Here is an 18,873-nt window from a genome sequence, read left to right as displayed (position 1 = left end):
TATTATTTCTTATGATTACTCATAATATTTATCTAATTAAGTAATACTCAAATTTTAGATTCATAGAGTCTGAAAAAATTTTGATTTGCAATTATTAAAATAGAAATGGGGAATATCTTTTGAAAGAGAATATCCAAATTCGTGAAGAACTTATGGAAGTTATTGATCATTTAACAGATGAACAGTTAAATAAGAAGGTAAATAATGAAAAATGGTCCATTATGCAAGTTCTTGAACATTTATACTTAATGGAGTCTAAATTAGTAAAGCTGATGACACGAACATTTAATGAAGCACCTAAAGAAGTGATTCAAGATAAGCCAATTCACCTAGCAACTGATCGTACTAAAAAAATAACCTCCCCACCTCATTTTGAACCAGCTGATCAATTCATTACTAAAAAAGAAATGGCTGAGAAATTAAGCCAATCTAGAAGATCACTACATGATTTTGTTGAACTAACCAAAGATCATACATTAGTTGATAAAGGCATGCCACATCCGATTTTTGGACAAATCAATTTAAAACAATGGATTCCTTTTATAGGTGTTCATGAAAAACGTCATATTGAGCAAATTAGAGAATTAAAAAACGAATTAAACATTAAATAAGCAGATTATAGATACTTGGAAATTGATTTAGGCAAGTTTTACTAAAATCCTCTCAACAATATAAAAAAGAGCTTACATCTCGTAAGCTCTTTTTTATATTGAAGAAATTGCATCTAATTCTTTTTGATAAAGACTAAGTATTTGATCTTTATGTACTTCTAACTGATTTGACACTTGAGAAATTGAATAGCCGATAAATAAAGGAGATACAACAAATCTAGGAATAATTTTACAAATAATTTTTCCCTTCCATTTATAAAAGAATAAATTATAGCTTTGAAGTCCTTTATAAAAATGGTTAAGTAAGTAATGAGTTACCGTTTGTAGGTATACGGCCATTTGTGGTATAAATTTCTGATCATCGATTAGAATATTGAATTCTCTAAATCCCATAATTGGATGAGTAGAAATGTTTAATTCATATCCATTATTCCCCGAAATGGTTATCCCCTCGAAATACACATCTGTTACCTTTTTGTTGTAATCAACATTTTTTAATCCAACAATTTGCATATGCGGATGACTTAATGTTCCCCCGGATAATGGGCCATGATTTTTATATAAAATAACAGATTTGTATTCTCCTGTCGATTCCATTTCATCCCATTTATTAATTGCAAAGGCTAATAATTCCGTCAAGTGTGTTAAAGAATATTTCGAAGGATCTCCTTCACAATCGTCGCTTTCAATAATAACAGTTTGAAAAGTATCTTCTAATGTTGGAAATTTATTTTTCAAATAAATGATTGAGCCAGATGTATCGAAAATATCCGTTAAGTTTTCACGATCACAGAATGGGCATTTAACTTCTTTATTTTTAATACTATCAGGTTTTTTAACACCTATATCCATTTTAAATTGTAAGACCTCATTTTGAATATCCATCACGGTTTCCCCTTTGAATAAATTGAAAAAAATATTTCTAAATTAAATAAGCTAAAATTCTCCTCTTTGAAAATACATTTTTTTTAGTGTTTTCTTATTGAAAATTACCGTCATATTTCTTAACTTCGCGATATGTAATTTCTATTACTTAAAATAATAATAAACGACACGATGAATTATCAATTAAAACGCTAATTAATACCATTAATTTTTAGATTTAACAATTTACTTAAATGAAATTCTATTTTCACCCAAAAATACTTGAAATTAATTTATATACATAAAAACCAAAATCTCATGTTAAATTAAATCAAATTAATTTTAGTGTTTTAAAATAGTATCTTTTTCAACTAATTTTCAAATACTAACAACGATATTCAGTTGAATATCAAAGAAATCCTAAATTATCTTAGAGGTGAATCAAACATGACATTAAAAAATCATTTAGATCCTCATTCTCAGAAATTTTACCACAATTGGACTAGACCTAAACATGCTAAATCACAAGTCAATGGACATACTATGGAGTCTCAGAACACGATCATTTTAAGAACCAACGCTAAGGCACATAGATGGTAAAAAAGGATAATTAAGGAGCAGGAAGACATTTATGTCTTCCTTTCTTTCTTTTATCAAATTAAAACTAGCCATGACAATTGCCACGGCTAGTAAAACATTCATTATTTATTTGTTCCGTGTTGCTTAGTAGGTAATTTTTCATTTGGTGTTCCATTACCTTGGTGTTCTTTATTTTTTTGGTCTTTTCTTTGTTTTTCATGTAATTTTTCGACAAATTCATGTGTATCTTCCATTTTTTAATCCTCCTTAGTAAAGAATCTAAATGTTACTTTAACCAATCAGGTAGGAAAAAATTCATGTTTTCATGAGATAGAAGTTACATAAGAATTTTTATTAAAAATAAAACAGACCTTACGATCAAGATTGTTTGAGCAATTCCAAATAAGAGTCCTGTTATGAAACGTAAGAGATTATTACTTTCTCTCCATTTCCATTTCTGTGTATACCCATCAATTAATAATGGAGTCATTAAAATAGGAATGTACCACCAAAATAGAAAAGATGAGATTATAAATAGAAATGGGAGAAACAAATAACCCACAAGTATGGCAGTACACCTTGCACAAAGTGGAAAAGTATAATAGCCGATATGAAATGACCTTTCTTGCTTACGATGACATGGAATCCAATTTAAAATCAAAAATAATCCCCCTATTAGCTTGGACAATCTGGGCTACAATCACAATCTGGTGTGCAATCTGGTGTGTGATGATGACAATCAGGCATGTGTTGATGACAATCAGGGATGTCACAATCTGGTATAATACCAAAATCACCGCAATCACACCAATCGAATCCCCTATTCTGTCTTCTCCGCTCATAGTAAATAATCATTATAATTCCAAAAACGATACTTGCACTAATCAATATTAGACCTTTTACTAAAACACCCTTTATAATTAAAACAATTCCTAGTATAAGAAGTATGAAAAAACCACTGATTAAGAAAAAGACCAACTTTACCACTCTTTCTTAAAAATAATGAAAGACTAACATGATGTTAATCTCAGACTGCCCGAAAACGCTCGCTTTCTACGTTGCTTCGCCTGTTTGCGGTGCTCATTACCGTCTAGGGTAACTTCGCGCCTCGAAAGACAAGCGCTTGCAATCAGTCTAAAAATCAGGTTTTTAGGACTTTGTCTACACACTCAGATTAACCTGATGTTTAGTTTTGATCTTAGAAACAAACATTAAATCCTTCTATTTTGAACGTTGAGTCGCTGCACCAATTAAGATAAAAATGGCTGATAGAATATGCAAAATCATACCTAATATCGGAATCCATGCAAGACAAGAAGTTACGATCCCAAAAATATTTCCACTAGCAGAGACACCAGCCTTTTTCGCTAACACTAGTGTAATAATGTGGAGGATTAAAGCTATAAATAATGGCGTATAGCCGAAACCAATAACGATCGAACCACCTAAAACAGGAATCCCAAGTAAAGCTTCGAAACCACCCGAAATCCATTTCATATTTTTTACATTAGATCTCATAAAATCTCCTTTTCAACATAAAAATGTTAATTTTTTCTAATAAATACTATTTTATTCTATAAATTCTTTTACGGATAGTTTTTATTAAAAATTCCATTTAAATTCAGTCTAAAGAATGAGAATTTATGATCATGTAAAAATTTAAAAGCAAGAGACAAACACTTTATTTTACTTTTTTATTAATTATATTGTTGTAAAAACGCTCTAACCGACTTTGCAATTGATTGTACATCTTTAAGTTGCTCATTTTTAAAACTAAGAGATGTTTTCTTTTCATCTAATCCAAATGACTCTTGTAGTAAGCCTGTTAAACCACGATATGAACCAGCTTTATCTACTGCTATCATCATAAACAGTCCATCTTTATTCGGTTCGATCATACATTCAATTTCATCAAATCGCCATTCTCTTTTAGAGTTAGGAACAAACTCCCACTCTTGATAGAATCGACCATTTTGAGCCTCCACCTCGACCTGACGTAAACGGAAGCCAAGAATTTTAAATGCTTCTACAAAGTTTGCTAATTCTTCATGTGCAAGAACCTTTAAGAAATCAGTATCTGTTGGGTCTATACTTAAATCGATATCTAAATCAGTTTCAATCCAAACCTGGCCATGCCTTATTGTAATCGGTGTGTAAAATGGCAATTGGAACGAAAAAGGAATTACTTTTTCTTCATTCGCTTCAATTTTTATTTTTCCAGATACACGTTCTTCATGCAATTGAATTTTAACGTTTAGCTCATCGTCTCCACTTTTCTTTTTAGCATATGATTTTAACTTAAGCCCAATATGATTAATTTCTTGTGCAACTGAACCACCCTTAACTTCAACTACACCTTCAACATTTTTTCCTGGATATAAATCTCTTGTATGAATAATTGTATTTACCGAAGCTGCTCCAATTCCTAGTCTAGCTAGTACTTTTTTAAACATCAAATCCCCTCCAAAAAAATTACTATATTTCCATTATATAGTAGATTACCATTCTTGAATAATCCAAATTTAGTAATAATTCCCTTCTATACATTATGAAAAATAGAAATAATTATGTAAATTATGAATGTAGAATTAGTAGACAAGTTATGAATAGGATAAGCATATTTTATAATATGAAATTAATTTTGGAGGTGTCTTATGCATTTTATTTTTATTAAGAAAAAATGGTTATTAATTTGCTTTCTCCTTGTAGTAATTGGATTAAGTGGTTGGTATTACTTAACACCAAATTCAGTTCAGACTGCAGTAGAGCAGCAACACGTAAAAACAATAGACATCGATATGATTACAGCCGAATTCAGTACAAAGCTAGATGATGGAACGGAAATTGAAGCTTATAGATGGGATCCAGGTACGATCGTTGTTGAAAAAAACCAAAAAGTAAATTTAAAAATTCATGGAATAAATGGAAAAGAACATAGTTTCCATATCGAAGGAACAAATATCACGGGTGTAGTTGTTAAAGGTAAAACGACTGAAGTACCTTTATTCTTTAAAAAAGAAGGTACATACCGATTAATTTGTGATACTCACTCTCATGATGGAGCACCAATGATTGGTTATATTGTTGTAGATTAATTATTTAATAACAGAATCTGGTAACAATCTGACATTCAAAAAAAGATAGTAAAAATAGTCTAGTTTACTAAATTTACTATCTTTTTCTTATTCTTCCTTATTTAAATGTTACTTTACGTTCATTTTTACCCTTTTTTATGATAATTTGTTTACTCCAAGTACCTTCCATCGGCAGTTCCAAGCTCACTTCATATCTACCTGTATTTATTTTCTTCATACTCGCTTCAACATGATGATTCATACTTTTCATTTCCATTTTAAAATTAATCGAATCTACATCTACTTCTTTACCATCTGAATCTACTAAATTTACTTGATACACATGTGTATGTTTTTTATTTGTTAATCTTTTTTCGTTAATTGATAATTGAATATGATCTAAAAAAGGGCTCGATTTAATTTCAGCCTTTTTTCCACAGCCAGAACAAATTAGTAAAATACATAACATAGTTATGAATATGTAAAAGAATTTCTTCATTAACATCACTCCTTTTTAAATAAAATCCTCACCCTTACTTTACTTAAAACGGTTAATTAAATTTGTGATATAAATGTAAAAGCAAAAATAAAATTATTGAAATCTCATTCATACAATTAAGCTTTTTCAACATATAATTGAACGTTATAACTCAAACAACTAAGAATCCTACATAGGGAGGAGTTTAACTTAATGTTCTTAGAATGGGCTAGCATTGTCTTAAGTGTATTACTTTCATCATATGTCATCTTAATCACAAATAGAAAAAAAGAAAAACTTTCTTGTACAGCCGGAAAAATGATCAGTATGACGAATTCAATGATGACAAGTGTCACAATTGGTACAATCTTTGGTATTATTTTTCGGAATACAGATTTAACCATTCCTACAATTATTTCAATGACTGCAGGCATATTAATAGGATACTTAACAGGTAAACCATTATCATTAATGGCTGTACTAGAAGGCATAACTGCGGGAATTATGGGTGGTATGATGGGAGCAATGCTTGGCATTATGCTACAGGAAACTTATTTAAACTTATTAATCTATTTTATAGACGTTGTTTTTGTATTAGTTACAATCCTATTAATTAAGGTGATTGATCAAGAAGTTAACAAATTCAATAAAAATGAAAAATCTTTCCAATCAATTTAATCATTAAAATAGCCTACCTATATTTTAAATTAGGTAGGCTAACATATTTTAGTAAAAACATTAAATACGATCTAAATGAGTTGTATCGCAAAGTACTTTAAATTCCAACTCTTTATCTTCATCAAAATTAATAATCGTTAAACTTGTTCCATGGACATAAGGTAGATCCCATAATTTTTCATTTGGTGATTGCTTTAAATGAGCTACAATTGTCGCCAATACAACTGCATGTGTAACAATTAATATATTTCCTTCTTCATTTGAATTTAAAATATTTTGGATAACATTACCTACTCTTTCTCTTAAGTCTAATAAACTCTCACCTTGATGTGGACTATGATCGTATAAATGTGGTTTTTTCCATAGCGATTCGAATTCATTTTCAAAGCCCGCATTAATTTCTTGTTTCGTTTTCCCTTCCCAATCACCAAAATTAATCTCTTTTAAATCATCTTCTTCAATAATTGGAATTGTGGGATTGTTTTTTAAAATATTTGCAGTTGTTACTGCACGTTTACTCGAACTAGTATATATTTTTCTAAAACTCACTTTTGCTAATTTTTCACTTAATAATTTAGCATCACTAATCCCACTAGCAGTAAGTTCGGAATCTTTTGAGCCTTGTAATCGATTTTCGATATTCTACACCGTTTCACCATGTCTTGTTTAATAAATGGTTAACAACTTTAGTCCTCCAGCTTTTGTAAATTATTCATTAACTTGTTTTTCTTCTCTTCGTTCATATAATATACCTGCGATTAAGGCTAATAAAACATTTGTTATTAATAATGGGCTAAATCCAGAACCACAGACTAATGATAGAACTAACGCAATAATACCGAAAAGGATTGGTAAATTCATTTTGTATGCTCCTTAAATATGAAGTTAATTATTTTCAAATACAAATATTAATAATTTATATTAAAAATATTTTACCATGAATTAACCTTTTTTTAACAATTCAAAAAAATAAAAAACGATTCATTTGAATCGCTTTGGAATCATGATTGGGCTGATTATTAACTAAAATTTCTGTATTCCTTAATTTAGTTAATAATCTTCTGTCGCTTCCCCATTCCTATACCTACTTGCTTAATTTAACTAGGGTATAATGAGGTTGAAAGAAATCATTAAATTGCTATATATTATTTGTACTTATTTTGACTTCATTTAAACATTCTTTCAACTTCTTACAGTCGATTTTTTAATAAATTGTTTTACTACCTTAAAAAACAATTCCTTCTCTTCTAAAAATGGATAATGATTACTTACATTTAAAATGACTAATTTCGAATTTTCAATTCCTTCAGCTATTTCTTCTGAATATTCGATTGGGCATTGTACATCATGTTTGCCACAAATGATTAAAGTTGGACAGCTTATTAATGCTAACTTTTTTGTTACATCGTATATTTGATATTCTCGATTAAAATAATTAAGTCGAATTGCTGACATTTTTTTAGAGATTGGTAAATTAAAATAGTCATAATATCGTTCAGGCTTATGTAAAGAAAGCTTTGTCCGCTCAATTGATAGCGCTTTTCTTTCTTCATTAGATAATTCGTTACTTTTTAGTCTTTCAATTAATTCTTGCATATTTTTATATTGCGGATGAGCCCTGTTATAAATACAGTTTTCTGAAAATGTTGCATAGTCTCTTGCTGCAGCCCCAACAATAATATTATGATTTAAAGAATTTGAAAAATAGATCCCATAAATAATTCCAAGCATTCCACCGGTAGAATGTCCAGCAAAACTCCAGGACGAATAACCTAACGCTTTCCTAATTTCTTCTAAATCAAAAATCGTTTCTAACATACTTAATTCATAAGGAAAATGTGCTTTTTCAGAATTACCCGTTTCTCTTAAATTTATTAAAAACACTTTAAATAATTTAGTAAATGAATTTGCAAAATAATCTCCTGTTTCATTAAACTCAGAGTAATTATGTGTGACACATAAAGGCTCTCCCTCACCTTTGCAAAATACTTCAAAAGTACCTCGATTCGTATTAATTAGTCTTCGTTCCCATTTCTCCATAGCGTGAAAACCCCTACTTTTTGACATACCCTACTATTTCTTGAAAATAGCTACTAATTCCTATCATTTAAAAAATTGTTCACATATTATTCAAAATTAATCATACATAAAATTCAGTTATCTCTGAACAATGTAATACCAAACTGCTTCTTCTCCAAAGTAGTCACCAGTCGGATTAAATCCGGATTGCTTATATAAATTCATAGCTAATTTATTATCTTTATGAACTGTTAAGCGAATCTCATTGCATTGCTGAAATTTATTCTCAATCCATTTAACCATTTCAGCAAATGCTAATTTACCATAACCTTTACCCTGAAACTGTTTATCAACTAAAAAACCATTTATCCAATAACTATTTGTTGTATGTTCTTCATAAGCATGCATAATAAATCCGACCATTTTCTGATCATCATAAATGGCAAATGGGATATATTCCACTTTTTCACCATCTGGCTTTATATATACTTTTGCAATGGATACTGCAACCGAAGGAACAAAATTCAATTGTTCTCTATCTACTTCAAGTTTTAAAGCTTCTTCCCAATTTTCTCTTGTTACGATTTCTAAATGAATAGTCATCGATAGCCTCCATTCAAATTTAAAATTGAATTCCCTTATATCATATCACTTTCTTTACTAAATTCAGAAATTTCCGAAATTACGGTAAATGAAATTTTTAATATTAGGCGAATATTTTCTAGACTTTAGGTAATAACAACCTTGAAAAGCAATTTTTCATATTTACTACCTAATTTTTATTTAGCTAGTACATTTAATAAATATGAAAGGAAATTATTATGAAAAAAATTGTTATTATCCTCTCTATCTTATTTGCATTTGCATTTGGTTCATTGGCTGGCATTGGTTTTAGTAAAGCTGAATTGGTAAGAAGCACACAAGAACATAATGTTATGTCTACTAATTGGTTTCAATCCTCTGCGGAAAACAAGGCTTTGCAAATTCAAATTTATAATCAGGCAAAAGAAGAGCTTGCAGAAACAATGATTAAAAAGAAAGCAAGTGATAAATTAAATAAAAACGCAAAACCAGCCGCAGTTGTTTTAGACATTGATGAAACAATCCTTGATAATTCCCCAGATACTGCTTGGTCCATTAAAAATAATACTTCCTACCCACAAGGCTGGGATGAATGGATCCATATGGCAAAAGCTGAATTAATCCCTGGTGCAAAAGATTTCCTGCTTGCAGCGAAAAAAATGAATGTAGATGTTTTTTATCTTACAAATCGTCCTGAAAAAACACGAGATGACACAATAAAAAATTTGAATTTACATGGATTACCAAATGTTGACTCAAAACATTTATTTTTAAAAACAAATACTGCTCAAAAAGGTCCGAGACAAGCAGAGATTGCAAAAACCCATGAAATTGTTATGTTAGTAGGCGATAATACAAACGATTTATCAGATATCTTTTATAAAGCGGATTTGAAAACTCGAAAAGATAATGTCGATAAAATTGCAAAGGACCTAGGTATAAAGTATATCCAATTACCAAATCCGATGTATGGAGACTGGGAAGATGCAATCTATCATTACAAAATGTCAAAAACTGCAGATGAAAAAGCAGTCGATCGATATAAGGCTTTACAACCAATGAAATAGATAGCTTAAAAGGTTAGATGAGTTAGTTTTGACTTATCTGACCTTTTTCTTTTATAAGTTGATTTGAAATAATTGACCATCTAATTAGCATCCCTTGAACATATTATTAGCAATATTTAAGTTAAATTTCTACATTGTAAAGGTTTAAATCCTTCCACCCTTCAAATGCATTTCTAAAGATTCTCGATATATTTTCATCTTTACTAATTAATAAATTATAGGACGAGTCCCAAAATACTATTTCAAATAAAGCCTTTGGATGTTGAGTTTTCGGATTTGGTACCCAAAAACTTGGGTTACCATCTGCAAATGGAATGATTTCTAAATTACTTAGTTCAATCTTTTCATTTTTAGGGAAAGCTGAAAATACACCCCAAGATAAACCAAAATACTTATGTTCAGTAATCTTTGAAATGTTTTTATGTGGTATCCAATATATTTCTAAAATGTCATTATCACTATTTTTTATTCGATAGTTCTCAATTGTTTCACTAAATTCTTCAAAATAAAAATCTGTATCAGTTATTAGCCAGTTATATTCATCTTGAAGTGCACTGAGTGCTTGAAAAACTTCATATGGAGAATAAAACACTTCCGTTATTGTATTCATTTATTTACCCCGTATAGTATGTTTAATTAGCTTTTTCCTGTTAGTATTTATGCAAGTTTAAGTCATTAAAACTGAAGATCCGATTTTAGTTAACTTTACTAAATCTACAACATTTTATTTGCGATATTAATGACATATTGTTTATTCTTTTCAGTATTTTCAATATTTGAAACATAAGTAAGTTCATAATAAATACCTTTTTTATTGAAAACAAGCGTATTTTCTTCTGTATCAAAATCTTCTTTATTGTTATCAAGTTTATATGAAATACCTAAAGTTGAATTTCCTGTATAAGTACCAAGTACCCCACCCTTTAATTCAACAATTTCATTCGATTCATTTTCTTCTACCTCAAGTTCAGGTTTATAATTATGAACTATAACAAGTACTATAAATAGGGTTGACTTATCAATATGAGAAAGACTATATTGTACATCTAATTTCTTTCCTTTATGATCGATATCATTTATAGATAATGTTTTAATAGGATCGAATTCAAGTGGTAAATTATTAGGAATCTTCAATTTAAAAGGAAGTGCACTTAAACCTTCTTCGATCGAAGAGGATTTATAAGTAACAGGTAATATTTTTCTTTGTTCTTTTGTAAGTTCTGGTTGTTCAAACTTTTTTAATTTTGAAGTATCTAGCGATGGATTTTTTTCATTTTCACAACCAAATGGTATTAATAATGACGTTAGACCAATAAATAGTGATTTTTTCATTTCATGCTCCATTAGATAATTTAATAGGATAATATTTTCATATTATAAAATTATATCATTTCTATTTTTATTTAACTTAAACTTCTCCCCCTCACTATCAATACGATGGGTTTTCAACACATGAAAATCGACAAAACTCCCGAATTACCACAAATTAAATACCCTAAAATTTATTTTCGAAATTTTCTTTAAACATTAGTCTGATAGGCATTGATTTAAGCAGGAAAATAACATCACAATGAGGAATTTAATCTAAAAACAAATTTTTTATCTACATGTATTTTAGCATTGAATCAAAAAATCCAAATTTCAGTTTTTTCTTTTCTACAAAAATGATTTGCGAAATTTATTCAAATCAATGTGCTCACCAATTTTTCCTAGGATTTGTATTAGTGAAATAGACAAGGAGATGTGACAAAATGTTAGAAGTAGGCAATTTAAAGGAAACCGAACAAACCATTTTTAATCATACTGGCCCGATTATCCAAACAAATGATCGTGAGATTGAGATTCATACTCGGAAAGAAGAACCATTAGTTGTCTTACTTAATAATGTTTTAAGTGATGAAGAGTGTGATGAGCTGATCAACCATGCGAAATTGCGCATGAAACGCTCAAAAATAGGGTTATCTCATGAAGAAAATGAGATACGAACAAGTAGTGGCATGTTTTTTGAGGAAAGTGAAACCGAACTTATTAAACGTATTGAAAATCGAATCGAAACGATCATGAATATTCCAATCGAACATGCAGAACCATTACAAGTTCTTCATTACGAACCAGGGCAACAGTATAAACCACATTTCGATTACTTTTCTAATCATAGGACAAAAAATAATAGGATTAGTACACTCATTCTCTATTTAAATGATGTGGAAGAAGGCGGAGAAACGATTTTTCCTGCACTTAATTATTCTGTCACAGCTAAAAAAGGCACTGCTTTATACTTTGAATATTTTTATCAGGACGAAGCAATCAATGAACTAACGATTCATGCAGGTAGCCCTGTTATTAGTGGAGAAAAATGGGTTGCGACTCAGTGGATGAGGCGACAACGTATTCGCTAGTTATAACGAAATAAATAGATAGTTTAATAGAAAATTTTGCATATTTAGGACCTGATATTTCAGATAATTCTAATAATATTTGGTCCTATTTTATGTATGGTGTTTTCCTTTTTGCTTTTTCAGTAACTCATGAGCATCTTATGAGTTACTACAAATCTATTTTTTCCTTTTTAACATACTCATGAAGCTTCTATGAGTTACTTCAAATCTATTTTTTCCTTTTTAACTTACTCATGAACCCTTTTAAGTTACTACAAATCTATTTTTTCCTTTTTAACTTACTCATGAATCCCTTATGAGTTACTTCAAATCTATTTTTTCCTTTTTAACTTACTCATGAACCCTCTATGGGTTACTATAAATAAATTTTTTTCCTTTTTACATACTCATGAACTCTCTATGAGTTACTATAAATCAATTTTTCTCCTTTTTACTTACTCATGAACATCCTATCAGTTACTAAAACTCATTTTCCCCCTTATTCCCCGCCTCATTAACCCTCAACGAAATCCACCATTAAAAAAACGCAGGATAACAACCTTGCGCTTCACAATTTAATTGTTTATTCAACTTCCTTCAAAAAGCCTTCGACTACTCGAATATACTCTTCTGGTTCTTCAATGTAAGGCATATGTGCACTTTTCTCAAATACGTGGAATTTTCCATTTGGCGTTAACTCGCTGAAATATTCTGTTGATTTAGGTGTTGCTTCGTCGTATCTCCCACAAGTATACATTGTTGGGACTTGAATATTTTTTAATTTCGAAGTACAGTCAAAATCCTTTAAGTTTCCAGTAACGTGAAACTCTGATGGACCCCACATTATATTGTAAACTTCTGAATTTCTGTAGTGTTTTCCTTTTTTCAGAAATTCTGGATATGGGTCTAATCTGCAAACAAAATGCTTGTTAAATACAGCATTAGCATTTTTGTATTCCTCTGAATCTGTTGTTCCATTTTCCTCGCACTTTATTAATGTTTCTTGTACATCAAGCGGGAGTAGTTTTCGATTATGGTCCTGGTCCTCAGCCCATAACGGGGCACTTAAACAAGGGCTAGAAAAAATTATACTTTTCACTCCAACTGGTCTTGATAAATAATAAGCTGCAGCAAGTGTTGTTCCCCATGAATGACCGAGGATATGAAACTCATCAAGCGAAAACGCTTCTCGGATTTGCGCTAATTCTTCAACGAATCTATCAATATTCCATAAGGATGTATCTGTTGGACGGTCAGACTTTCCACAACCTAACTGATCATAAAAAATAACTGGGCGATCTTCTGCTAATACGTTTAGACCTTGCATCGAATAATGCGAAGATCCAGGCCCTCCATGTAAAACAACAACAGGGATTTTAGATGAATGCTTATTATGATACTGATACCATACCTTCCCGCCTGTTACTTCAATAAAACCCTCAATCACATTCATTTATTTCTCTCCTTTACATTCAAATCAGAATATTAAACCCATCTCAAACATTGTTTTTTTTAATAATATAAGCAAGTACCAATGGAATCAATGGAAGAAATACAACCATCCTAAACCAATTCTCTGCGCCACCAAAATATAGTGTTGGTAGTATTAAAGCAACTCCGCTCACTATTAATGTTTTCCAGGATTTTTTCCATAATCCCAAAAATAAAAGAATGAATCCAGAACTAATTAACAACCAAAAGATTAAACCTATCCAATAGAATCCAGCATGTTCCATTTAAATCACACCCTAGTCAGTTTTATGTATTACAGGAAATTTTTTTTAAGGATCATTCCAATAAAAAATAAACGATAGGTATTATTTCATAATGTATGCTTGGATAATTTCTATATTTATCTGAATTTTACCACATTTTTATTTTAAATAGAAAAACATTATGTAATTACAAATTAATCCTTATGTATACAATTTCATAACATGAATGTAATAAAGTGATTTAAAACGTTATTTTTAATTAAACTGTCTTATTCAAAGAAATTGTGAATAGTCATGAATTATTATGAGATGAAATAATATAGGAAAGTAAGACATTTAAAAGCCAATGGGGGCGATTAAATTGGCATATGTAGAACTTGATTCTCATACAAAGCTCTATTATGAAGATCATGGAGAAGGTCAAACTATTATTTTTGTTCATGGAGTTATGATGAGTAGTAAGTTTTTTCATAAACAAGTACCGTATTTTAGTAAAAATTATCGCGTCATTACTTTAGACTTACGTGCACATGGGAAGTCCTCAAAAGTTCAATATGGGCATACAGTTGCACAGTACGCTCGTGATTTAAAATGCTTTATCGAAAAACTAGATTTAAAGGATGTAATTTTAGTTGGTTGGTCAATGGGAGCTTTTGTATTGTGGGATTATGTTAATCAATTTGGGTGTAAAAATATTAAGGCGCTAACAGTTGTTGATCAATCTGCATCCGATTATATATGGCCAGATTGGGAGTTTGGAGCATTTGATTTTACGATTTTAAAAAATGTAATGCAATCGATCCAAGAAGACCAAAACAAGTTTAATAGTGATTTCATATATGGGATGTATAAGGATCAACCTGATCCAAAAGAATATAAATGGATACTAAAAGAAATGAATAAATTACCTGCAGCAATTGCAAGTACAATCGTATTTAATCAAACGGCTGTAGATTATCGGGGTACTCTTTGTAATGTTGATATTCCAACATTAATATGTTTTGGTAGTCATGGATTTTTCCCATTAGCCGCTGGTGAGTTTATTCAAAAAAAAATAAATGGTTCAAAATTTGTTCCTTTTTATAATAGTAGTCATCTTTTATTTTTGGAAGAAACAGATAAGTTCAACCAGGAGCTAGACGAATTTTTTAAGGAAGTACACAAATCTGGAAAACGAAAAACAAAATCTAGAAAAAAAGAAAAAAGAAAAGCAGGAAACTAAATGGTGAACAAGGAATGCAGGATTTAGGCGTTAAAGGATTGAAAAATTTTGTTTTCAATTCTTTCCCTACTTGCTTTTCTTGTTTTTTATTCTTCCTGCCATTAGCTTCACTTAAACCAACCTTTTTCTTTTGATTGTTTTATAGCTTCGATTCTATTTTTAACTTCTAATTTGTCCAAAATCATAGATATATAATTTCTAACTGTTCCTGTTTTTAGACTCAATTCATCCGCAATTTCTTGTGTGTTCTTACCATCCGCTACTAGTTCTAAAACTTCTTTTTCTCGGTCAGTTAACGGATTTTCTTCGGCGTATACATCATCCATAAGTTCTGGAGCATAGATTCTCTTACCGGCAATAATACTTCTAATTGAGCTTGCTAACTCTTCACTTGGACTATCCTTTAATAAATAGCCCTTTACACCCGCTTTTAATGCTCTTTGAAAATAACCAGATCTAGCAAAAGTTGTTAATATAATCACTTTACAATTTAAAGGTTTTAATTCTTCTGCGGCCTCAAGTCCAGTTTTACCAGGCATTTCAATATCCATTATGCAAACGTCAGGTTGTAATTGCTTGACTAGTTTAACTGCTTCTTCTCCGTTTGATGCTTGACCAACAACTTCCATATCATCTTCTAGATTAAGTAAAGAACCAAGAGCACCTAATAGCATTCGTTGGTCTTCAGCAATTACGATCCTAATCATACTAGTTCCTCCACTTCAATTTGTTTAACATCGATTGGAACTGTCATAATTAAAGTCATTCCGTTTTCACAGCTTATCTCTAATGTCCCATTCACAAATTCGAGTCGTTCCTTCATTCCAATTAACCCATAACCTGATGTAAACTTATCCGATTTACAACCAACTCCATTATCTATTACCGAAAAAATTATTTCATTTTTCATTTGTTTAATAGATATTTTACATAAAGTGGCATTACTATGTTTTACTACATTTGTTACGGCTTCCTTTAAGCACATACTAACAATATTTTCTGTAAGTAAGGAAACATTTGAAAGTTGAAAGTTTTCGTTACATTCAACTGTAATTTCAGCCGCATGTAGAATTTGCTTAATCCTTACTAGTTCATCTTTAATTCGAATCCCTCTCATTTGAGAAACGATTTTTCGAACCTCATTTAAAGCTGTTCTGGCCGTTTGTTGTACATCTTTTAATTCATTTTGAGCTAAATCTGGATCCTTTGTAATTAATTTTCTAGCTAAGTCACTTTTTAAGCCAATCAGTGAAAGTTTTTGACCTAGTGTATCATGTAAATCACGAGCAATTCTTTGACGTTCTTCTAGTTTTACTAGATCTGATATACGTTTATTAGCATCTACTAGCTTTTCTTCCAATTGCCCTCTTTCATTTCGACTGTAGAGACTAAATGGTAATAAAATAACGCTAATCCAAGTGATGATAATAAAAGGAAGCTGCCTAATTATTAATTCTTCTTGAAGGATAATCGTGATGTTGATTGATATTGTAGTGATGACTAAATGAAGGATATATAAAGTTAAAAATGTAGCTCGATTTTTTCTCTTTCCAATCATATAAGCTATAAAAAATGCAAAATATACATAACTAAAAAGTATATTCATTGAAGTGGAAATGATGATTAAGATTGATGACCACAGAAAAATTGACCACCCTTTAGATATGTACGCCAATCGATAGATTATAAAAAATGATATTGTTAGTAAAATTCCTATTATGATTCTTAAAGTGGAATGAGCAGAAAGAAAAATAAAATAAAATGGCGAGATTCCTAAAACTGTCCAAATATATGGTGAGATTCCGGTACTTCTTAGGAAGCCTAAATATCTTTTAAACATAAATTTACCTCATTATTCAAACATTTTGTGACCTTCTTTAACAATCTTATCATATTTTAGCAAAGTTATTCTTTATAAAATACATCGAAAGTTCAGACAGTGTCTGAACTTTCGCGATTTACTTTATAGATTGATTTTATATCTTTAAATCCTACAAATTGCTTTGTTTCTTCATCCCATAATTTGAATTTCAAAGATGTTAAACTTGTTTTTAGTGTAATCGTCGGTACATTTTGTAATGGAAGCGTATTATTATGAACTGACTCTAAATTATAATTTGGTACCCTTGGACTTAAATGATGAACATGGTGGTATCCAATATTACCAGTAATCCATTGCAATAATTTTGGAAGTTTATAAAAAGAGCTTCCTTCAACTGCTGCTTTTACATATTCCCAATTCGTATCTTCTTCAAAATAAGTGTCTTCAAATTGGTGCTGTACATAGAAAAGCCAAATTCCTAATACTGCAGAAATGAAAAAGATCGGACCTTCCACTAATAAATAATTTTCCCAACCTATTGTATAGCAAAATAACGCTGATACCCCAACAATTAAAATATTAGTTAAATAAGTGTTTAGTCTTTCTTTTAATTTTGCATCTTTTGTATTGAATCGATTTGAAATTAATACGATATAAATTGGTCCTAAACCAAACATGATTAATGGATTACGGTATAGACGATATTGTATTTTTGTCCAGGATGATGCTGCAACGTACTCTTCAACAGTTAAAACCCACATATCTCCAATTCCGCGCTTATCTAAGTTACCACTTGTCGCATGATGAATCGAATGACTATGCTTCCACTGGCTGAAAGGAAATAAGGTCACAACGCCTGTAATTGTGCCTAGAACTTTATTTGCTGTTTTATTCTTAAAAAATGATTGATGACAACAATCATGGAAGATAATAAATATCCTGATTAGGAATAGTGCAGCAACAATATCAATAAAAATTGTTAATACTACTGAAATAGAAATACTTTTATAAGCAAGATACCATAAAAAGATAAATGGAATAAAAGTATTAATCATTTGCCAAATACTAGCTTTTAAATTTGATTTTTCATAAGGAATAATTTGTTTTCGTAAACTCTTTTGATTTTCTTTTGACATTTAGAAGTTCCTTCCTAATGTTGTAACTTTTCATTATTATATTATCCTAATTATATAAGTTATTTTTCCAAGTGGTAGTAGCAGGCGTCATATGAAAAAGATGACAAATGTCATATTAAATTAAACGCTTACTTTCAATCTTGGCTCTATAAAAACACATTAATTAGAATGTTACATTTTTTGGTAAATATGATAGTTTTTTCATAAAAAAAAAGTAATACTCAAATAGTATTACTTCTTCAGAATGTTTAAAATATAAAATGGTCAATTAGGAAAACAGATAATAAATTGAACTTATTTATGAAAAATCAATTTTTAGATGATTTATTATGGTTTTAAATGTAAATATTTTGAGCAATTTTATGATTCTAATAATCACTAGTAATTATTTTTTTCAGAAGTTAAAAATATTAAATGCAAATTTTTAGAAATCAAATTCCGTTGATTACTTTAATTAAAGTTCGACATTAGTTGAGCTACAAGATTTTTATTACACTCTATTAAGGTTATTCTAAGTAAAGGCTATTTGATTAGAGTTTATTGCAGACTTTTTTTGATGAATAAGTTGATTGGAATGGAGGGGTGCTCGACTCCTATGGGTTTAGCGGGAAGGCTAAAGACCCCCCAGGCTTGCCGAGGAGGCTGAAG

The 18,873-nt window shown here is 30.2% G+C and carries 25 protein-coding genes; 7 read left to right on the top strand and 18 right to left on the bottom strand.

Annotated features, from left to right (window positions below; genetic code table 11):
• Nucleotides 1–119: 119 nt before the first annotated feature.
• Nucleotides 120–611 carry a DinB family protein gene (locus tag COE53_RS19955; RefSeq protein ID WP_098948615.1) on the top strand — a complete coding sequence of 164 codons (492 nt, stop codon included), beginning with the start codon at nucleotides 120–122 and terminating at the stop codon, nucleotides 609–611.
• A gap of 93 nt (nucleotides 612–704) precedes the next feature.
• Here the strand turns inward: COE53_RS19955 and COE53_RS19950 are convergent, their stop codons facing one another.
• Complete coding sequence (locus COE53_RS19950; protein ID WP_483295439.1) at nucleotides 705–1,490, bottom strand: DUF4931 domain-containing protein; 786 nt, start codon at nucleotides 1,488–1,490, stop codon at nucleotides 705–707.
• A gap of 432 nt (nucleotides 1,491–1,922) precedes the next feature.
• On the opposite strand from COE53_RS19950, the gene COE53_RS19945 reads away from it, so the two are divergent.
• On the top strand, nucleotides 1,923–2,075 hold the full coding sequence (locus COE53_RS19945) for a YpzG family protein (protein WP_098948613.1): 153 nt from the start codon (nucleotides 1,923–1,925) through the stop codon (nucleotides 2,073–2,075).
• Nucleotides 2,076–2,176: 101 nt separating this feature from the next.
• On the opposite strand, the gene COE53_RS19940 is transcribed toward COE53_RS19945, so the two are convergent.
• From COE53_RS19940 to COE53_RS19920, 5 genes are all read right to left on the bottom strand, one after another.
• Nucleotides 2,177–2,308, bottom strand: coding sequence for a DUF4023 domain-containing protein (locus COE53_RS19940; protein WP_056466015.1), 132 nt, complete (start codon nucleotides 2,306–2,308; stop codon nucleotides 2,177–2,179).
• A gap of 83 nt (nucleotides 2,309–2,391) precedes the next feature.
• Nucleotides 2,392–2,715: a DUF2085 domain-containing protein gene (locus COE53_RS19935; RefSeq protein WP_098948612.1), complete on the bottom strand. Its 324-nt coding sequence runs from the start codon at nucleotides 2,713–2,715 to the stop codon at nucleotides 2,392–2,394.
• Nucleotides 2,716–2,729: 14 nt separating this feature from the next.
• The gene (locus tag COE53_RS19930; protein ID WP_098948611.1) at nucleotides 2,730–3,032 is read right to left on the bottom strand and encodes a hypothetical protein; all 303 of its coding nucleotides are present in this window, start codon (nucleotides 3,030–3,032) and stop codon (nucleotides 2,730–2,732) included.
• Between the two features lie 243 nt (nucleotides 3,033–3,275).
• Complete coding sequence (locus COE53_RS19925) at nucleotides 3,276–3,572, bottom strand: hypothetical protein (RefSeq protein ID WP_098948610.1); 297 nt, start codon at nucleotides 3,570–3,572, stop codon at nucleotides 3,276–3,278.
• A 179-nt stretch (nucleotides 3,573–3,751) separates the two neighbouring features.
• Nucleotides 3,752–4,507, bottom strand: coding sequence for a sporulation protein (locus COE53_RS19920; protein WP_098948609.1), 756 nt, complete (start codon nucleotides 4,505–4,507; stop codon nucleotides 3,752–3,754).
• Nucleotides 4,508–4,708: 201 nt separating this feature from the next.
• Here COE53_RS19920 and COE53_RS19915 point away from each other — a divergent pair, with 201 nt between their 5' ends.
• The gene (locus COE53_RS19915; RefSeq protein WP_069032110.1) at nucleotides 4,709–5,149 is read left to right on the top strand and encodes a cupredoxin domain-containing protein; all 441 of its coding nucleotides are present in this window, start codon (nucleotides 4,709–4,711) and stop codon (nucleotides 5,147–5,149) included.
• Between the two features lie 97 nt (nucleotides 5,150–5,246).
• Here the strand turns inward: COE53_RS19915 and COE53_RS19910 are convergent, their stop codons facing one another.
• Nucleotides 5,247–5,627 carry a FixH family protein gene (locus tag COE53_RS19910; RefSeq protein WP_180242463.1) on the bottom strand — a complete coding sequence of 127 codons (381 nt, stop codon included), beginning with the start codon at nucleotides 5,625–5,627 and terminating at the stop codon, nucleotides 5,247–5,249.
• 192 nt (nucleotides 5,628–5,819) lie between these two features.
• Here COE53_RS19910 and COE53_RS19905 point away from each other — a divergent pair, with 192 nt between their 5' ends.
• Nucleotides 5,820–6,284 carry a hypothetical protein gene (locus COE53_RS19905; protein WP_098948607.1) on the top strand — a complete coding sequence of 155 codons (465 nt, stop codon included), beginning with the start codon at nucleotides 5,820–5,822 and terminating at the stop codon, nucleotides 6,282–6,284.
• A gap of 60 nt (nucleotides 6,285–6,344) precedes the next feature.
• Here the strand turns inward: COE53_RS19905 and COE53_RS19900 are convergent, their stop codons facing one another.
• From COE53_RS19900 to COE53_RS19890, 4 genes are all read right to left on the bottom strand, one after another.
• Nucleotides 6,345–6,923, bottom strand: a complete 579-nt coding sequence (locus tag COE53_RS19900; RefSeq protein WP_098948606.1) for a histidine phosphatase family protein — start codon at nucleotides 6,921–6,923, stop codon at nucleotides 6,345–6,347.
• 69 nt (nucleotides 6,924–6,992) lie between these two features.
• On the bottom strand, nucleotides 6,993–7,145 hold the full coding sequence (locus COE53_RS24130; protein ID WP_180242462.1) for a hypothetical protein: 153 nt from the start codon (nucleotides 7,143–7,145) through the stop codon (nucleotides 6,993–6,995).
• A 321-nt stretch (nucleotides 7,146–7,466) separates the two neighbouring features.
• Nucleotides 7,467–8,324 carry an alpha/beta fold hydrolase gene (locus COE53_RS19895; protein ID WP_098948605.1) on the bottom strand — a complete coding sequence of 286 codons (858 nt, stop codon included), beginning with the start codon at nucleotides 8,322–8,324 and terminating at the stop codon, nucleotides 7,467–7,469.
• Between the two features lie 117 nt (nucleotides 8,325–8,441).
• Entirely contained in the window at nucleotides 8,442–8,906 is a 465-nt protein-coding gene (locus COE53_RS19890) for a GNAT family N-acetyltransferase (protein WP_098948604.1), read from the bottom strand.
• Between the two features lie 218 nt (nucleotides 8,907–9,124).
• Between COE53_RS19890 and COE53_RS19885 the strand changes: the two genes are divergently transcribed.
• On the top strand, nucleotides 9,125–9,952 hold the full coding sequence (locus tag COE53_RS19885; RefSeq protein ID WP_098948603.1) for a 5'-nucleotidase, lipoprotein e(P4) family: 828 nt from the start codon (nucleotides 9,125–9,127) through the stop codon (nucleotides 9,950–9,952).
• Nucleotides 9,953–10,073: 121 nt separating this feature from the next.
• Here COE53_RS19885 and COE53_RS19880 read toward each other — a convergent pair whose 3' ends face one another.
• Both COE53_RS19880 and COE53_RS19875 read right to left on the bottom strand, forming a co-directional pair.
• Nucleotides 10,074–10,562 (bottom strand): hypothetical protein, encoded by a 489-nt coding sequence (locus tag COE53_RS19880; protein WP_098948602.1) that lies wholly within the window; start codon nucleotides 10,560–10,562, stop codon nucleotides 10,074–10,076.
• A gap of 104 nt (nucleotides 10,563–10,666) precedes the next feature.
• Nucleotides 10,667–11,284 carry a hypothetical protein gene (locus COE53_RS19875; RefSeq protein WP_098948601.1) on the bottom strand — a complete coding sequence of 206 codons (618 nt, stop codon included), beginning with the start codon at nucleotides 11,282–11,284 and terminating at the stop codon, nucleotides 10,667–10,669.
• Nucleotides 11,285–11,703: 419 nt separating this feature from the next.
• Between COE53_RS19875 and COE53_RS19870 the strand changes: the two genes are divergently transcribed.
• Nucleotides 11,704–12,351 carry a 2OG-Fe(II) oxygenase gene (locus COE53_RS19870; protein ID WP_098948600.1) on the top strand — a complete coding sequence of 216 codons (648 nt, stop codon included), beginning with the start codon at nucleotides 11,704–11,706 and terminating at the stop codon, nucleotides 12,349–12,351.
• A 562-nt stretch (nucleotides 12,352–12,913) separates the two neighbouring features.
• Here COE53_RS19870 and COE53_RS19865 read toward each other — a convergent pair.
• Both COE53_RS19865 and COE53_RS19860 read right to left on the bottom strand, forming a co-directional pair.
• Nucleotides 12,914–13,783 (bottom strand): proline iminopeptidase-family hydrolase, encoded by an 870-nt coding sequence (locus COE53_RS19865; RefSeq protein WP_098948599.1) that lies wholly within the window; start codon nucleotides 13,781–13,783, stop codon nucleotides 12,914–12,916.
• Nucleotides 13,784–13,826: 43 nt separating this feature from the next.
• Nucleotides 13,827–14,066 carry a hypothetical protein gene (locus tag COE53_RS19860; protein WP_091021167.1) on the bottom strand — a complete coding sequence of 80 codons (240 nt, stop codon included), beginning with the start codon at nucleotides 14,064–14,066 and terminating at the stop codon, nucleotides 13,827–13,829.
• A 340-nt stretch (nucleotides 14,067–14,406) separates the two neighbouring features.
• Between COE53_RS19860 and COE53_RS19855 the strand changes: the two genes are divergently transcribed.
• Complete coding sequence (locus COE53_RS19855; RefSeq protein WP_069032098.1) at nucleotides 14,407–15,267, top strand: alpha/beta fold hydrolase; 861 nt, start codon at nucleotides 14,407–14,409, stop codon at nucleotides 15,265–15,267.
• Between the two features lie 107 nt (nucleotides 15,268–15,374).
• On the opposite strand, the gene COE53_RS19850 is transcribed toward COE53_RS19855, so the two are convergent.
• From COE53_RS19850 to desA, 3 genes are all read right to left on the bottom strand, one after another.
• Nucleotides 15,375–15,974 carry a response regulator transcription factor gene (locus COE53_RS19850; protein WP_098948598.1) on the bottom strand — a complete coding sequence of 200 codons (600 nt, stop codon included), beginning with the start codon at nucleotides 15,972–15,974 and terminating at the stop codon, nucleotides 15,375–15,377.
• Nucleotides 15,971–17,107 (bottom strand): sensor histidine kinase, encoded by a 1,137-nt coding sequence (locus COE53_RS19845; RefSeq protein WP_098948597.1) that lies wholly within the window; start codon nucleotides 17,105–17,107, stop codon nucleotides 15,971–15,973. Before COE53_RS19845 ends, COE53_RS19850 begins: the two co-directional genes overlap by 4 nt.
• Nucleotides 17,108–17,199: 92 nt before the next feature.
• Entirely contained in the window at nucleotides 17,200–18,225 is a 1,026-nt protein-coding gene (desA, locus tag COE53_RS19840) for a Delta(5) desaturase DesA (RefSeq protein ID WP_069032095.1), read from the bottom strand.
• Nucleotides 18,226–18,873: the final 648 nt, after the last annotated feature.

The sequence above is a fragment of the Bacillus sp. AFS029533 genome, assembly GCF_002585125.1.
Lineage (GTDB): Bacteria > Bacillota > Bacilli > Bacillales > Bacillaceae_G > Gottfriedia > Gottfriedia luciferensis_B.
The sequence above is the reverse complement of the archived record's forward strand: the minus strand, read 5'-3'. Positions and strand labels throughout refer to the sequence as shown.